We start from the raw sequence: 15,446 nt of genomic DNA, 5'->3' as shown, positions 1-15,446 counted from the left end.
AAGCTTCCCCTTGGGGAAACATCGTTGCCTGATAGATGGTTGGACCTCAGCGCCTGCGCCGCCGGAAAAACAGCGGGGCACCCGCGGTGAGCAACAGAAGCGAGCCCGGCTCGGGAGCCGCCGTGGCACTTATCTCAAAAAGTGTCGGTGCTGGCGAGGCCCCTGGAGGAAGGACCAAGGGTGTCCAGGTTCCAGAGGGAAAACCGGCACGGGCCGTGTCACCGATCTGCCAACCGGACAGGCCGGTCTGGGACACGTCTTCGGTGAAATTCCACTGATACTCATCGTCAACGTCTGCCGAGGTTACCAACCAGTAGCTCGTGCCCTCAGCAAGGATCGTCGGGACGAGTGGACTCAGTGTCAGAGGCTCCTGCGGATTCGTTGGGGTAACCGGGTCGAAGGTTACCAGTGAAGCGCCGGGTACACCGCCATTGTCGGCGGCGAGATAGACGTCAATGGCGCCAGCCGCGGAACCACTGGCACCCTCGAAGCGTCCGAGGTTGAGAGTCACCGAGTCCAGATTCCAGCCGGGACCTGATCCGGTGGTGAAACGATTGGCGACAGGCGAATCCGTGAGGTCTGCATCCTGACTGCCGATGGTCCATGCTTCCAGATCACTTGCATTGCTTAGATTGGAAACCACCACGATGGCCGAAGATGGCAGCGTCGTCGACAGGATGGCGACGAGTGGTGCGAGTTTGGCGAATCTCATAATTGGAAGAGCGGATCTGGATTACTCCGCCATGGAGGCGGCCCAGGCGGGTTGGCCGTTCTTGATGTCGTAGGCCATGACGCGGCCCTTTTCAGCGCCGGTGCGGCTGTCGAAGAGCTGAACGGTCGCGGGGCCGTGATTGCCACGGGATTTCACGGCGATCTGCTCCTGCTCGCTGTACCAGCGGGTCTGTTCGACGTTCGGTGAGGCGGTGCTGAAGGTGCTCAAGACATTGCCACCCTCTCGGACGGTGACGGTGCCCTGTCCAGTGGAGGCGCTCAGTGGTTGAGAGAAGCCGGCCTGTCCTGCAGGGACTTGGGTGGCGGCGCCGGTTCCTTCGATGTTGCCGTTTTCGTCAACGACAATGCATTGGCTGAGGCAAAGGGTGATCGGAAGGATGAGGAGTGTGTTGGTGTAGTTCTTCATGTTCTGTTCTAAGTGGAGACTGGTTGAGAGTGTTAGAAGTCGGCTTGGCGATCCAAGGTCAGCTGTTTCATGGCTTCGCCGTCTTTGAGTTTGAACTGGAACTGGCGGGTCTTGGTTTCCTCTCCCGTCACAGGGAAACGGCGAATGAAGCTGCCTTCGACGAACTGGAATTCGTCACCGCCGCGGTAGCCATTGAGTCGTTTCTCGTCGGTGACATCGCGGAAATTCACCATCCCGAACGACTTGCGGTTGTAGCTGGAAAAAACCTGGGCGCTTCGACGCTTGTTTTCGCCCGCTTCGAAAATCACAGCGATTTCGGGCGAGTTGTCGCCATCGATGTCATCACACATGACGTCTATGAGCTTGCCGGTGACATCGAAGGTCTCGGGTTCGTTGACTTCGCTGAGTCCCGTGGGGGTGATGGTGAACTTGTTGCCCTCGGCACTCTGCGGAGAGGTCACGGTGAAGCTAATGCCGTCGTAGGAAACCGACTTGGTGAAGGCCGCAGCGGCGGGAGCTTCGGTTTCGGGGGCGTCGGCGGTGACTTTGAAGGTGATCTTGAAGTCCGCCGACTTTCCATCGCGGGCCGCGCCACGGTTGAGGAAAACAGCGATCCGGTGGTCGCCGGACTTGTAGAGCTGACCGAGGTAATTCCGCCCTCCGAGGTCGGAGGTAAAAAGTGCCTCGTCGCCGAAGCCACGACCCGGAATGTAGATGTTGAAGTTCGCGTAGGGGCTTTCGCTCTCCAGATTCACGGTCAGGAACTGGCTGTCGCGTGCGTTGAGTTGGAACATCACTGCATCGCGCCCGGAAACCTCACCTTCGAGCGTGGCACTGTCCGCTCCCTTCGCGAACTGGACTCGCTCAGTCCGGACCTCGTCGGCAATTCCGTGAACGGCGAGAGCGAGGAAAATGGGGAAAACCGCTGGGTTGGAGGTAGAAAAAATCATTGGAGACAAGGATTTCATTCATTGTTGGGGGTCGGGCGCGGTCAAGCGGAATTTTGAGCTCAACAGCACTTCTGAAACGGCGGGTTTGAGTCGGAAAGTGTCGAGGAAACCGTCGACAGGCTGTCAGGAAGGATGAGGTTCTCACTCCGGAGCGGGCGCGCCGTAGCGTTCGTGCAGGTGCTGACGAACTTCCAGAGGGAGTCGCAGGCCGTGGGCGAGTTCGGAGAGATAGGCGGACTCCCTTTTCGTATCGAGGTCAATCGCAGCGAGAGAGATGGCGTAGACCTTGTATTCCATTCCCATCGGAACGGACCACGCGAAGTCGCGCACGTTTGTCGGCTTGTTGAGCTCGTCCTGGAAGAAGCGGGTGGCTTCCGTCGATTGGCCACCGAGCTTCTTGAAGACGGCGCTTTGTTCCTCGCGGGAAAGGCGACCGTCGGCTTTGGCGGCATGGATCATGGCGCGGATCAGGACGATGGACTCGGTGTCGCGACGCTCTTCAGGGGCGGGTTTGTCTGGCTGCCTTCTCGGAAGGGGTGGCGGAGTGCTCGCTTCCACTTTGGGCTTCCATCGATCGGAACGAGGCGAGGGTCGCTGGGAGCCGCCGGTGATGCCGAAGTCCTCTTCGAGTTCGTGGATCTGACGTTGGTAGTCTTCGAGTGAGGTTGATGAGGACGATGGGCCTGAGGAAGGCGCGGAGCGCGGTTCCGGGCGGCCTTTTGAACCGCCTGTAAGGATGTCTTTCAGAATGCCACCGCTTCCCCCGCCCTTGAGGATCTCGCCAAGAATGTCGGCTGGGTTCATGAGCTAGGATTTCTGCTTTTTGATGAAGCGGTAGGCGAGCAGGACGACGATCGCTCCAGCGGTGGCGATGAAGATGCCACCGAGATCAAAGGACTCGACTTTGCCGAGGCCGATGAAGCTGCCAAGAAAGCCGCCGACGACGGCACCGATGATGCCGAGGATGATGGTGATGAAGAAACCGCCCGGATCCTTGCCGGGCATGATGAACTTGGCGAGTGCGCCAGCGACGAGGCCGAGGAAGATCCAGGAAATGATGCCCATGAGTTTGTTAGGTTAAGTTAACGGTCGACGAGTTTGTCGAACGAAGCATCTTCCAGCCTATTCGGTAGGGCTTTTGGATCAAGTTGAAAGGGGTATCTTTTGTGCCAGGGCAGAGACTCAGAAGCGGTTGTCCGCGATGTCGGCGAGGCGCAGGAGGGTGAGTTCGGCGGGGGAAAGGGCGGCGCGTTCGGTGATCACTTCACCGAGGAGCTTGGGGTCGTCGGTGATGATCTGATCGACGCCAAGGCCGATCATCTTGTTCATCTGCTGGACGCTGTTGACCGTCCAGACATGCACTTCGAGATCGGCAAGGCGGGCGCGGTCGATGAGGTCGCGGGTGACGGAGTTGGCACTGACGCTGATGAGTTCGCCGCCGAGCTTGGTGACATCGCCGATGGCGGAGGTGACGATAAGGCCGGTGCGGAGTTCGGGTCCTGCGTCGCGGGCACGTTGCAGGCCGGCGAAGTCGAGGGAGGTGAGGATGCAGTCATTTTCGAAGCCGTTTTCTCTAACAATCCGGACGACTTCCTTGGCGAGTTGCTTCTGGTGGCCGTTGAACTTGAGTTCGATGTTGAGCTTGGCCTTGCCCTTTGCCGCCTTGATTACCTGGTCGAGGGTCGCGAGCCTTTGGTCGCTGAAATTCGGCGAGAACCAGCCGCCACTATCGAGATCCTTGAGTTCGTCGAAGCTGACTTCCCAGATGCCTTTCTTAATGTTGAAGACGCGGAGAAGATCCTTGTCGTGAACGAGGACGACAGTGCCGTCACGCGTTTCCTGGACATCGATTTCGACATAGTCGGAGCCTTCCTCGACCGCGAGCATGATCGCGGCCATGGTGTTTTCCGGAGCGGTGATCGAGCTGCCGCGGTGGGCGGTGATGCCGACTTGTTCGTTGATCGGCTTGGCATTGACGATGCGGTAGGCGGCAAACGCGGAGAGGGCGGCGACAATGAGGGCGACGACCCAGCCGAGGCGCAACAGCTTGGTGATCGTATCAATGATCACGGCGCGGCCTTCGGAAAGATAAGCGGGGACTTGCATCGGTGGTCCCCACTGAGTGTAGCGGCGGGCGATCATGCAGGCGAGTGAGGCCGAGGCGATGATGCCGACGAGCCCGGCGGCGAGGAACTGCACCACGGCGAGAACGGCGGTCATGGAAAGGACGAGGCCGACGTGTTTGCTGGCAAGGCCGAGCAAAGCCCATTTTAGCAGCGCCATGATCAGTCCGAGGAAAAGAAACAGCACGGCAAGGATGACAAGCCAGCGAAGGATCATTTTCAGCAATTCCTTGCGGTGCTGTCTCGTGAGCCGGGAGCTTTCGGCGAGGGCTTCGGCAGGAGAGGCGGAGGTGAAGAGTACGAGGGGGATCGAGAAGATCCAATCGATGAAGCGTCGGCCGGCGAAGAAGAGGAAGACGAACCCGCAAAGACCGGCGATAGCGGCGGTGATCCAGAAAGCGGGCGGCTTGGCGATCAGGTAGTAGTTGATGTCGCTTTCCGTGAGGTGGAGCTTGTAGGCGATCCCAGTAATGGCGAGGCAGGGAATGGCGATGAGAAGGTAGGTCAGGAATTGCCGGATCGAGAGCCTCCAAAGGCGGGGGAGTGAGGCGGCGAGGAAGCGGAATAATTGGGGAAGATGAATGTCGATGCCACGGTGAATCGCGAGGGCGAGTGCGAGCAGTCCGCCGAACTCGAAGAATGTCAGGGTGAAGGCGAGGCTGACAACGACGGCGAGGAAGAGTTGGCCTTTGACGGACAGGAGGTAAGCCGCAATATCGTAGTTGCTGATCGCGCCGCTGCCGGAGAGTTCGATCAGTCGGGTGGTCAGCCAGGCGACCATCGGGGTGAAGAAAATCGCACCGACCAGACGGAATAGCAGTTCGAAGCCGATGAACTGCGGTAGCCCGGCGCGGAGGGTCTTTTGGGCCGAAAAATGATTGCTTGGAGGCCCGTCATTCATTGGGGGACTTTGGGAAGTTTTGAAGGAGGGGTAAACTCGGGAATCGTCTGGCGTCGCGTGGTCTGGCAACCAAGGAGGGGGATGACAGGTAATCACGCTTGCACGATAGGCGATCCGGGACGAGGGACATCTCATGAGTAAACCAACTTTGCTGGAGCCGCTTGAACTTCGTGATTTGAAACTGAGGAACCGAGTCGCGCTGGCACCGATGACCCGGGCGCGGGCGGGGGAGGATCGGATCCCGAATGCGTTGATGGCGGAATACTATGCCCAACGCTCATCCGCGGGTCTGGTGATCACCGAGGCGACGACCATTTCCGAGCAGGCCAATGGCTGGGTGAATTCACCGGGGATCTACACGGACGGGATGGTTGAGGGGTGGAAGAAGGTGGTCGAAGCGATCCACACAAAGGGCGGAACGGCTTTCCTTCAGCTCTGGCACACCGGTCGGGCCTCCCATTCCGATTTCCATGGGGGTGAGCCGATGGTGGCACCTTCGGCGATCAAGATCGAAGGGGGTGGGGTGCACACGCCGAAAGGGAAAAAGGATCACGAGGTGCCGCGTGCGCTGGAGACGGAGGAGATCCCCAAGATCGTGGAGGATTACCGGAAGGCGGCGGAGCGAGCGAAGGCGGCGGGTTTCGATGGCATCGAGGTGCATGCGGCCAATGGCTATCTGTTAGACACCTTCCTCCAATCGAAGACGAATCACCGGACGGACGAATACGGGGGAAGCATCGAGAAGCGCTACCGGATTCTTGATGAAGTGCTGAAAGCGGTGACCTCGGTTTTTCCTGCGAATCGTGTCGGGGTGCGTCTGGCGCCGAACGGAGCCTTCAACGACATGGGCTCGAAGGACTATCGTGAGCAGTTTACCTATGTGGCGAAGGAGTTGAACGGATTCGGTCTGGCCTACCTGCATGTGATGGACGGACTGGCCTTTGGTTTCCACGAGCTTGGTGAGCCGATGAAATTGCCGGAGTTCAAGGCGGTGTTCGATGGGCCACTGATCGGAAATTGCGGGTATGTTAGGGAGACGGCGGAAGCGGCGGTGGCGGAAGGCGCGGCGGACATGATCGCGATTGGACGTCCCTACATCAGCAATCCCGACTTGGTGGAACGCTGGGCCGCCAATGCCGAGCTGAATCCTGAAGCCGACCAGAGCGACTGGTATGCCGGGGGCGGTGCGAGGGGTTACACGGACTTTCCCACGATGGATGAGTCAGCGACCGTTTCCTAGTCGAGGGAAAGTTGCTTTTTGACATTCGCCAGCGTTGTCAAGGGTGGTGATTGCATTGGGCACGCTCGGTCCGCTAGCATTTGAAGCATGCGAATCCAGCGGACCAGCCAGATCATTACCGCTTCGGTGATCGTGCTTTCGGCCTTGACCATTGGCTGTGCTTTCTGGTCGCTGAAGCTCCGGCAGCTGGAAGAGGAGTCTTACGAGACACGACGCGAGTCACTTGAATTGCTCGATCAACTGGCGGCCGGAAGCGACCGCCTGACCGACGCCGTGCGCGGCTATGCGGCCACCGGTGACCGCCGCTACCTCGACGCCTTCCAGCAAGAGCTCACGGTCGATCGTTCCCGGGATAAGGCCCAGGAAGAACTTGGGAACATGCGCCTGACCGAAATTGAACGGGCTCTCGTCCTCCGTGCCAAGGATAGCTCCGACCAGCTGGTTGCACTGGAAAACCGCTCAATCGAAGCCGTTTCCCGAGGCGACAACGCGGAGGCGATCGCTCTGGTGTTCGGTGACGACTATAAGGAGGCAAAGAGCGCCATCATGCAGCCGATCACGGACTGCCGCCGTCTGGTCGTCGCCCGCATTTCCAAAGAGGCGAAGGAACTTGCAGACCGCGCGACCTCCACCGGGTATCTCGGGATTTTCCTGCTGGCCATCAATGCCACGGCAGTCGTGGTGGCCCTGTTGTTTTTCTATCGCAAGCGTGTGATCAACCCGATCTCGACGCTGAATCAAAATCTCCACGACCTCGCGGCGCGCAAGGAGGGTGCCGCCGTCGGCTATCAGAAAGACAGCTCGGAAGTCGGCGAATTGGCGCGGTCCATCGAAAACTATCACGCCACGGTGGAAGTGGCCGAGCGCCAGCGCTGGGTCAAAGCCAGCATCGCCACCATCGCCGACAGCCTGCAAGGCGCGGAGCAGGCGGATGAATTCGGCAGACGTCTGCTCTCGCAGCTGGTGCCGATGGTCGGCGGCGGATGCGGCGCGTTCCACCTGCTCGACGAGACCGACGGGCGATATTACTTTACCGTCGGCTACGGCTGTGAGGCGCAGGTGGAATCCCGTAGCTTCGCCACCGGTGAAGGGATCGCCGGCCAGGCGGCGGCGGAGCGGAAAAGCATCACCCTAACAGAACTTCCGAAGGACTTCCTGCGCATCGCATCCAGTCTGGGCGACGCACCGCCCCGCGTGCTCGCCGCGATTCCGATCCTTTCGCGTGAACAGGTCATTGCCGTGGTGGAAATCGCCTCGTTCACAGCGTTTTCCGATCAACAACAATCGCTGCTTGGCGAGGTGTCCGGAATGATCGCGCTCCAGCTTGAAATTCTTCAGAGGAACCAACGCACCCGTGAGCTGTTGGAGCAGGTCCGGAGCACTGAAACCCGCACCCGCCTCATTCTCGAATCCACCGCTGAGGGCATCTTCGGCGTGGATACCCACGGCTGCATCACCTTCGTCAATCCCACCGCCTGCCGCCTGCTCGGCTATAACGCAGAGGATCTTATCGGCAAGGCATCCCACGACGTCATTCATCACCACCGTCCCGACGGCAGCGAATACCCAAAAGAGGAGTGCCCGATGTTCGCCGCCTACACGCATGGCAAGGCCAGCAGGATTGACGACGAGTTCCTTTGGAAAAAGGACGGCTCCGGACTGCCAGTGGAATACGGAGCCACCCCGATGCTTAAGGACGGATCAGTCATCGGTGCGGTGGTGAGTTTTTCCGACATCAGCGAGCGCAAGGCGGCGGAAACCGCGCTTCGTCAGGCCAGCATGCTTTCCGACATGGCGCTGGAGCTGACGAATTGCGGCTACTGGCACGTCGATTACAGCGACCCGGACTATTATTACCAGTCCGAGCGCGCCGCACGGATTGCCGGCGAGGAGATCAAGCCGGACGGACGCTATCACCTTCAGGACGAGTGGTTCACCCGGCTTCTCGAGGCCGACCCGGAACTCGCGGAGATGACCGCGGAGAGATACCAGGGCGCGCTCGACGGGAAATACGAAAGTTACGATGCGACCTATCCCTACAAGCGCCCTTGCGACGGCGAGATCGTGTGGCTCCACGCCGCCGGTTCCATTGTCCGTGACGACGATGGCAACCCACGCTTCATGTATGGCGTCTATCAGGACATCACCGAACTCAAGCGCCTGGAAACCGACCTGATCGCCTCCAAGGAGAAGGCTGAAGAAGCCACTCAGATGAAGTCCTTGTTCCTCGCGAACATGAGCCACGAGATCCGCACGCCAATGAATGCCATCATCGGCCTTTCCCACCTCGCGCTCAAGACGAAGCTCGACGCGAAGCAACGCGACTACGTCGCCAAGGTCCACAACGCCGGCACCTCGCTGCTGGCGATCATCAATGACATCCTCGATTTCTCGAAGATCGAGGCCGGCAAGCTCGACATCGAGGAAACCAGTTTCACGATCGACGAGGTCCTCGATTCCGTCACCACCCTGACCGCCCAGAAGGCGCACGAGAAGGGCCTCGAGTTCCTGGCCGACATCTCCTCGGAAATTCCGCTCAATCTAACAGGTGATCCCCTGCGACTCGGCCAGATCCTTACCAATCTCGTCAACAACGCGGTCAAGTTCACCGAGCAGGGCGAGATCCGCCTCAGGGCCGAGCTACTCGAAAAAACCGGCGACAAGGTCCAACTCCAGTTTTCCGTCCGTGACACCGGCATCGGCATGACTCCGGAGCAATCGGGGAAACTGTTCCAAGCCTTCACCCAGGCCGACATGTCCACCACCCGCAAGCACGGCGGCACCGGGCTGGGTCTCACCATTTCGCTCAAGCTGGTGGAAATGATGGGTGGGCGGATCTGGATTGAAAGCGAGGCCGGTGTCGGCAGCACCTTCCTGTTCACCGTTTGGCTGGGCTTCGGCACCGGCGCGGGTCCTGCCAGAATTTTGCCTGCGCAGTTGCCGAAACTCCGTGCCCTGGTCGTGGATGATAACTCCGCGGCGCGCGAAATCCTCGCCGATCTGTTGGGCAGTGTCACCGCAAACGTGGACGTGGTGAGCTCTGGCGCGGAAGCGATCGCCGCGGTGAAAGAGCGTGATGCGGACAACCCCTACGATCTCGTTTTCATGGACTGGCGGATGCCCGGCATGGACGGACTGGAAGCAATCCGTAGAATCAAAAACGATGGCTCGCTGGCCAAGCAACCCATGAACGTCATGGTCACTGCTTTCGGTCGCGAGGAACTACGAGAGGAGTCGGAAAAAGTCGGAGTCGATGCCTTTCTGGTCAAGCCAGTCAATCGCTCGATGATCATCGACTCGCTGGTGACCTTGTTCGCTCCCGGTTCCGAGGAAATGTCCCACGCCTCTTCAGAAGACCGACACGCCGGCCGCTTGCAGGGCGCGCGCATCCTGCTGGCCGAGGACAACGAGATCAACCAGCAGATCGCCGTCGAGCTGCTCGAAGGCATCGGAGCGAAACTGACCGTCGCCAACAACGGCCGCGAAGCGCTTGATAGGCTGGCCGCGGATCCGACCGGCTACGACCTCGTCCTGATGGACCTGCAAATGCCGGTGATGGGCGGCTACGAAGCGACGCAGGTAATCCGCTCCAACACATCCCTCGCTGGACTGCCGGTCATCGCCATGACCGCGCACGCCACGCTTGAGGAAAAACAAAAGTGCCTGGATGCCGGCATGAATGATCACATCTCCAAGCCGATCGATCCCGGTGCGCTTTTCGAAACCGTCGGTCGCTTCTATCAACTACCTGCTAGCGCCACCGTGGAGGAAACGACAGCCTCGGCACCGAGTTCCGAGGATGAGGATTTCCCGGTGATCAACGGCCTCGACCGCGAGGATGGCCTGGCACGCGTCGCGGGAAATCGGAAACTCTATCAGAAACTCCTGCGCCAGTTTGTCGAACAGCAGGGACCGGCTGTCACGGAAATCAGAGACGCTCTTGCCGCTTCCAACACCGAACTCGCCGAGCGCCTCGCCCACACACTCAAGGGCGTTGCTGGAAACATCGGAGCCATGACCGTCCAGCGCGCCGCCGGAGCCCTTGAAAAACTCATCCGCGATGAGGCGAATACGACCGAGATCGAGACGGCGCTTCAAGATGTTGGTGGCGAACTCAACCCGTTGATCACCGCTTTACACGCTACCCTGCCAACTGCTGCCGAGACAACAGCAAGTGAGACCGACACGCCGCCGGCCGATGCCGCGATGACCCGCGAGGCTGCGGATCAATTGGCGCTACTGTTGGAGGATTTTGACCCGGGCGCGGTCGAATTTGTTGCGACGAACCGCCCGGCGTTGAGGCCGCTCTTTCCCGCGGACGCCTGGTCCGCTTTCGAAAAGCTTGTTGAGGGCTACGCTTTTGACGAAGCTCACGAGCGAATGAAACAAGCTCTGGAAACCCTTCCCACTCCATGAAAGACCTCTCCGAATGCCGCGTCCTGCTGGTGGACGATGCGAAGGCGAATCTCGACATCCTCGTCGAGGGACTGAAGGGCGACCACAAGCTCAGCCTCGCCCTCAATGGTGAGATGGCGCTGCAAGCCGCAGTGCGTACACCGCCCGATCTCGTCTTGCTCGACATCATGATGCCCGGCATCGACGGCTACGAAGTTTGTCGGCGGATGCGCCAAATGCCGGAGACTGCCGAAGTGCCGATCATGTTTCTGTCCTCGCTTGAGGAAGTACAGAACAAGACGCTCGGGTTCGAAGCTGGAGCGAACGATTACCTAACAAAGCCCTTCGAGATGCTCGAAGTGAAAGCCCGCGTTCGTTCGCTCCTCAAAGCGAAAGCCTACAGCGATGCGGTGAAGGAGCAGATCGCCAGCGAACTGCGTATCTCGCGCGACATCCAGATGGGGATGCTGCCCCACGATTTCAGTGAGGTGGAAAATACCTACGGCGTCGAGATCGGTGCCGTGCTTGATCCCGCGCGCGAAGTCGGAGGTGATCTCTACGGCGTTTGTGCCGCGACTCCGGAGCGCTTGGTCGTGTTCCTTGGCGATGTTTCCGGCAAGGGGATCCCCGCCTCGATGTTCATGGTGCGGGCAATCAGTCTGGCTCGCCTGTTGGCTCGCGACATCGCCGAGCCAGAGCGAATCCTCGCCCGTCTGAACGACGAACTCTCGGTCGACAACCCGTCATTCATGTTCGTGACCTTCATGTGCGCCGTGTTTGATCCCACGACCGGCAAGCTGGTCATGGCCAATGCCGGCCACTGCCGACCGGTGCTGCTGCGCAAGGGCGAAGCTCCGGCATGGGCAGTGAAAAACCTCGGCACCGCGCTGGGTTTCGAACCCGGGCTCGAATTCGAACGCACCGAGCTGACGATGAATTCGGGCGATGCGATTGTTTTCTATACCGATGGCGTGAGCGAAGCCTTCAACCTCGATGAAGAATGCTATGGTGACGACCAACTGCTCGCCGATTCGGCTGCCCTGGCTGATCGTTCGCCGGTCGATTTCACGGCAGGCCTGTTAGACAAGGTTCGCAAGCACGCTGGAACCGCGCCGCAGTCTGACGACATTGCGATCCTCACCATGAGTGTCGCCGACAGAAAGGAGGTCGCGCCATGACGCTCGAACTCCAGGCGACGCCCGAGGAAGTCATGCGCGGCGTGGAAGCGCTGCAGGCCTACGGTGAGGAACGTGAGATTGACATGAAGACTCTCTTCGGTCTCACCTTGGCGCTGGAGGAATGCGCCAGCAATATCGTCAACCACGCGCTCCAGCGCGATGCTTCGCGCTCGTTCCAAGTCAGCTTCAACGATGCCGATGGCGGCATGGTCATTGAGCTCCGCGACTCCGGGCCGGAATTCGATCCCACCGCAACACCCGATCGTGAACCCTCGCCGGAGGACGACGATGAGCCACCCGGCGGCTGGGGAATTCAATTGGTCCGCCGCTATATCGATGAAATTCTCTACTCGCGGAGCTTCGGCGAAAACGTGCTGCGTCTGATCAAAAATTCCGTAAGCTCGTAGTCATCCACTCCGTTTCCTTCAATCCAAAACACAAACACATCCCCATACCATGCCACTCGAAATCCACATTCAAAAGTCCCCCGGCAACAAGCAACCCGGAGTCGTCACCGTGAGCCTGACCGGCAGCCTCGACACCGCGACTGCCCCTGAACTGGAGCGCCAGCTCACACCCGTCCTCAACAGTGCCGTCAAAGACCTCGTCTTCGACCTCGCCGAACTCAAGTTCATCAGTAGTGCCGGACTGCGGATCTTTTCAATCGCCCGCAAGAAGCTCAAGGAGCACGGAGGCCAGGCCGCCTTCATCAACATGCAACCGCAGATCAACGAAGTCTTCGAAATCATGAAATCCCTTCCGGGCGTTTCCGTGTTTGAGAGTGTCGCCGAAATGGACGATTATTTGGCGGCGCGCCAACGGTCGTACGATGAGAACGCCTGACAACTTCGGGAACCGAACGCCTCGCCTCGAACGCAGCCCCCATGAGGCAGGCGCAGGGGTCAGTGAACTCAACGACGGACTGTCCGAATTTATTCCTCGCTGAGGCGTTTGGGGAGAACCGGTTCCTTGGGTTGGGCAACGAAGTTTGGCGACATGATCTGAACTCCGCTCTCGGCGAAAGCATCTTGAATTCGTTCGTGGAGGTCCGAAAGGACGGCTCCCTTGCGCGTGATGTCGGCGGGGACGAAACGCAGCTCGTAAGCGACGTAAAAGTCCGAAAGTGCCGTTTGGACAACGCGGGGTTCGGGCTTGTCACGGATGCCCGGGGTACGATCGACGGCAAGAAGCAGGAGTTCGTGGACCTGACGCCAGGGAGTGTCGTAGCCGATGGTCACTGAAGTCGAGAGCTCGGTACGATTCTCGGTCATGCGCGAGTAGTTGAGCGTTTCCTTTGCAATAAGCACCGCATTGGGAACCGTGACGTATTCGTTTTTCGGTGTGAGGACTTTGGTCGAAAGCAGGCCGATGTCGGCGATCGTGCCTTCGACGTCGCCGACACGGGCGTATTCGCCAGTGCGAATCGCCCCGGAATAGAGCACTACGAATCCACTCATCAGTTGATTAACGAGGCCGGTGGATCCAAGGGAGATCATCAGGCCGAGGAGCACGCCGACTCCCTTGAAGGCATCGGAATCGGAGCCGGGAATGTAGGGATAGGCGATGACCAGACCGAAAATCCAGATCAAGACCGAGGCGATCCTGCGGGTGGCGCGGGCGGTGTCTTTGGCAAACACATGTTCGCTTTCGTTTTCTCCTTCGAAGCTGCGCAGGATCTGATCAGTGATGCGCGAGGTTCCCCGGGTAAGGAAGAAGATGGCCACCACGATCAAGACGTTCGGGATGGAGGAGAGGGCGCTTCCCAGGAAGTGGTGGCCAAGCTTGGCGACGTGGTCTCCCAGGACCGTTGCCCATGGTGCCGTGTAGGGAAATTGCCCAAGGACGACGGTAAACCAAATGTAGATGACACCCAATCCGATGCTTGAGAAAAGCAGACCGGTCAGCCGCCGTGACAGTTGAAGGAAAGCCGGACGAAGATCCAGATCTCGTTGCTTCAACTTTGAGAGCTTTGAGGTGGTTCGGACGAAAAAGCGGCGAACGGTCCGACTCAGTTTTCGAAGGCCTCCAAGCAGGGCCGCAAGAATCAGCGTTGCGGCAAGGGAGACACCAATTCCTTTCAGATTAATGGACCAATTACGCTGATCGAGACGGGCAAGGCGGAGTTCCTCAAGGTTTTTTCGGACACTCTCTCCGAGGATTTCGAGCGTTTCACCAGATGCGGCGTCGACGTCGGCTTCGATCAGGGTGAAGAGGAGACGATCACCGCAAAGGAACGAGACGCCCTTCAGGTCACCGACTTCGATCATCTGGGACTTCACTTCATCATAAAGTGCGATATCGGGGAGTTCCTGAAGTCGGCGAAGCGCGGTATCGCGCCGAACCGTCGGGCTGAGCGTGGCAATGGGCCCTCGAAAGACCGCGATCTCGCGTTGCCAGAGGACGAGAGGGGCCGGCTCGATGCTGGAATTTTCCGCAGGCTTGTCCTCCGCCAGCAGGGAGTTACCGGAGAGGAATACCAGCAGGAGGAGTGCGATCCATCGATTCACAATCGATGGATGGTGCTTTGAGCCTTCGGAGAGTCAAGCGGATCAACGCTGCCAAATTTGGTCCGACCAGCAGGCTCAGCCTTTCGGGAAAAGGAGGGTGAAGCCGAAGCGGAGACCCCAGTCAGGTCCGCCATTTGGCTTTTCGAGGTAGTAGCGAACTCCACCGAAAATCTGAACGGGCTGGTCCTTGATCTTCAAGACCTGGGCGACCACGAAGTTGGTGGGGACGGTCCATTGGGAATTCTGCCAATCGTAGGTGGTCTCAAGGTTCAGCGTGAAGCTGGTGGCCTTTGGAGTCGCGTAGGAAACAAAGGGTTGAAAATAGGTCGCGTTCACACTCTGGTCGCCACTCCCCGCGAAGGACCAGAGATGGTTGGCCAACGCACCGAAAGTCCATTCCTTGTCCTGTTTCAGGATGACGGCCGTCGGCCCAGCGGCCCATTTGTTGAGACCCAGATCGGAGCTGGTGGCGGTGGGGATGAGGGCTGCCGGACCGATACCCCAGATGAAGGGTTCGGGATCCTTTGGCGAGAAGAAGAGACTCTGGGTGGTGTCGCCAAGACCGAAGGCATTGTTGGCACCTCCGAGGGCGATGCCCTGTTGGTCGATGACCGGCAGGATCGTGCGGGAGATGAGATTCCAATCTTCGTTCAGGCCAAAGGGGATGACAGGTTGGATATTGGTGGTCCATTTGGTGCCGTCGCCGGGCCCGACACCGAAGTCGAGATTGCTCTGGACCGGCACGCTGATGAGGTTGGCGACCGGATTGGAAAGGGCTTGGGCGAGTTCAGCGTTGTCGCCGAATCCGACGGAGGTGGTGGCGCAAAAAGCGAGCGCGAAGGTAGAGGCTTTCATGGGATCAGTTAATGGAATGAATGAAGGCGAGGATCTGACAAATCGGGAGGCTTCGGCAACTCGCAAATCACCGACCAGCGTTTGAGTTCGGTCATGTCCGGCGCGCGTTTTTCACGAAGCGTCGTGACTTTTTTCAAGTGAACGGAGCAGCGCCATATG

The 15,446-nt window shown here is 59.2% G+C and carries 13 protein-coding genes; 5 read left to right on the top strand and 8 right to left on the bottom strand.

What is annotated here, in order from left to right:
• Nucleotides 1–46: 46 nt before the first annotated feature.
• The 6 genes from WBG04_RS16020 to WBG04_RS15995 all read right to left on the bottom strand — a co-directional run bounded on the left by WBG04_RS16020 (nt 47) and on the right by WBG04_RS15995 (nt 5,112).
• Nucleotides 47–712 (bottom strand): choice-of-anchor R domain-containing protein, encoded by a 666-nt coding sequence (locus WBG04_RS16020; protein WP_424315495.1) that lies wholly within the window; start codon nt 710–712, stop codon nt 47–49.
• A 21-nt stretch (nt 713–733) separates the two neighbouring features.
• Nucleotides 734–1,138 (bottom strand): hypothetical protein, encoded by a 405-nt coding sequence (locus WBG04_RS16015; RefSeq protein WP_424315493.1) that lies wholly within the window; start codon nt 1,136–1,138, stop codon nt 734–736.
• 32 nt (nt 1,139–1,170) lie between these two features.
• Nucleotides 1,171–2,088, bottom strand: a complete 918-nt coding sequence (locus WBG04_RS16010) for a hypothetical protein (protein WP_424315491.1) — start codon at nt 2,086–2,088, stop codon at nt 1,171–1,173.
• A 141-nt stretch (nt 2,089–2,229) separates the two neighbouring features.
• Entirely contained in the window at nt 2,230–2,892 is a 663-nt protein-coding gene (locus WBG04_RS16005; RefSeq protein ID WP_424315490.1) for a tellurite resistance TerB family protein, read from the bottom strand.
• Between the two features lie 3 nt (nt 2,893–2,895).
• Nucleotides 2,896–3,153 carry a GlsB/YeaQ/YmgE family stress response membrane protein gene (locus WBG04_RS16000; protein ID WP_424315488.1) on the bottom strand — a complete coding sequence of 86 codons (258 nt, stop codon included), beginning with the start codon at nt 3,151–3,153 and terminating at the stop codon, nt 2,896–2,898.
• Between the two features lie 117 nt (nt 3,154–3,270).
• Nucleotides 3,271–5,112 carry a glycerophosphodiester phosphodiesterase family protein gene (locus WBG04_RS15995; RefSeq protein ID WP_424315486.1) on the bottom strand — a complete coding sequence of 614 codons (1,842 nt, stop codon included), beginning with the start codon at nt 5,110–5,112 and terminating at the stop codon, nt 3,271–3,273.
• A gap of 133 nt (nt 5,113–5,245) precedes the next feature.
• Here WBG04_RS15995 and WBG04_RS15990 point away from each other — a divergent pair, with 133 nt between their 5' ends.
• The 5 genes from WBG04_RS15990 (at nt 5,246) to WBG04_RS15970 (ending at nt 12,768) form a co-directional block, all read left to right on the top strand.
• Nucleotides 5,246–6,352 carry an alkene reductase gene (locus WBG04_RS15990; RefSeq protein ID WP_424315484.1) on the top strand — a complete coding sequence of 369 codons (1,107 nt, stop codon included), beginning with the start codon at nt 5,246–5,248 and terminating at the stop codon, nt 6,350–6,352.
• 87 nt (nt 6,353–6,439) lie between these two features.
• Nucleotides 6,440–10,768, top strand: a complete 4,329-nt coding sequence (locus WBG04_RS15985; protein WP_424315482.1) for a response regulator — start codon at nt 6,440–6,442, stop codon at nt 10,766–10,768.
• The gene (locus WBG04_RS15980; RefSeq protein ID WP_424315480.1) at nt 10,765–11,925 is read left to right on the top strand and encodes a PP2C family protein-serine/threonine phosphatase; all 1,161 of its coding nucleotides are present in this window, start codon (nt 10,765–10,767) and stop codon (nt 11,923–11,925) included. The genes WBG04_RS15985 and WBG04_RS15980 overlap by 4 nt, the downstream gene beginning before the upstream one ends.
• Entirely contained in the window at nt 11,922–12,332 is a 411-nt protein-coding gene (locus WBG04_RS15975) for an ATP-binding protein (RefSeq protein WP_424315478.1), read from the top strand. The genes WBG04_RS15980 and WBG04_RS15975 overlap by 4 nt, the downstream gene beginning before the upstream one ends.
• Nucleotides 12,333–12,381: 49 nt before the next feature.
• A complete protein-coding gene (locus WBG04_RS15970) occupies nt 12,382–12,768 on the top strand; it encodes an STAS domain-containing protein (RefSeq protein ID WP_424315476.1) in 387 nt (128 codons plus the stop codon).
• Nucleotides 12,769–12,857: 89 nt separating this feature from the next.
• On the opposite strand, the gene WBG04_RS15965 is transcribed toward WBG04_RS15970, so the two are convergent.
• Together WBG04_RS15965 and WBG04_RS15960 are read right to left on the bottom strand one after the other, a co-directional pair.
• The gene (locus WBG04_RS15965; protein WP_424315474.1) at nt 12,858–14,432 is read right to left on the bottom strand and encodes a mechanosensitive ion channel family protein; all 1,575 of its coding nucleotides are present in this window, start codon (nt 14,430–14,432) and stop codon (nt 12,858–12,860) included.
• Between the two features lie 75 nt (nt 14,433–14,507).
• Nucleotides 14,508–15,287, bottom strand: a complete 780-nt coding sequence (locus tag WBG04_RS15960; protein ID WP_424315472.1) for a transporter — start codon at nt 15,285–15,287, stop codon at nt 14,508–14,510.
• Nucleotides 15,288–15,446 lie beyond the last annotated feature (159 nt).

It is taken from the genome of Haloferula sp., assembly GCF_049672945.1.
Taxonomy (GTDB): domain Bacteria; phylum Verrucomicrobiota; class Verrucomicrobiia; order Verrucomicrobiales; family Akkermansiaceae; genus Haloferula.
Note: the sequence above shows the minus strand (reverse complement) of the source record. Positions and strands in the feature narration are given on the sequence as shown.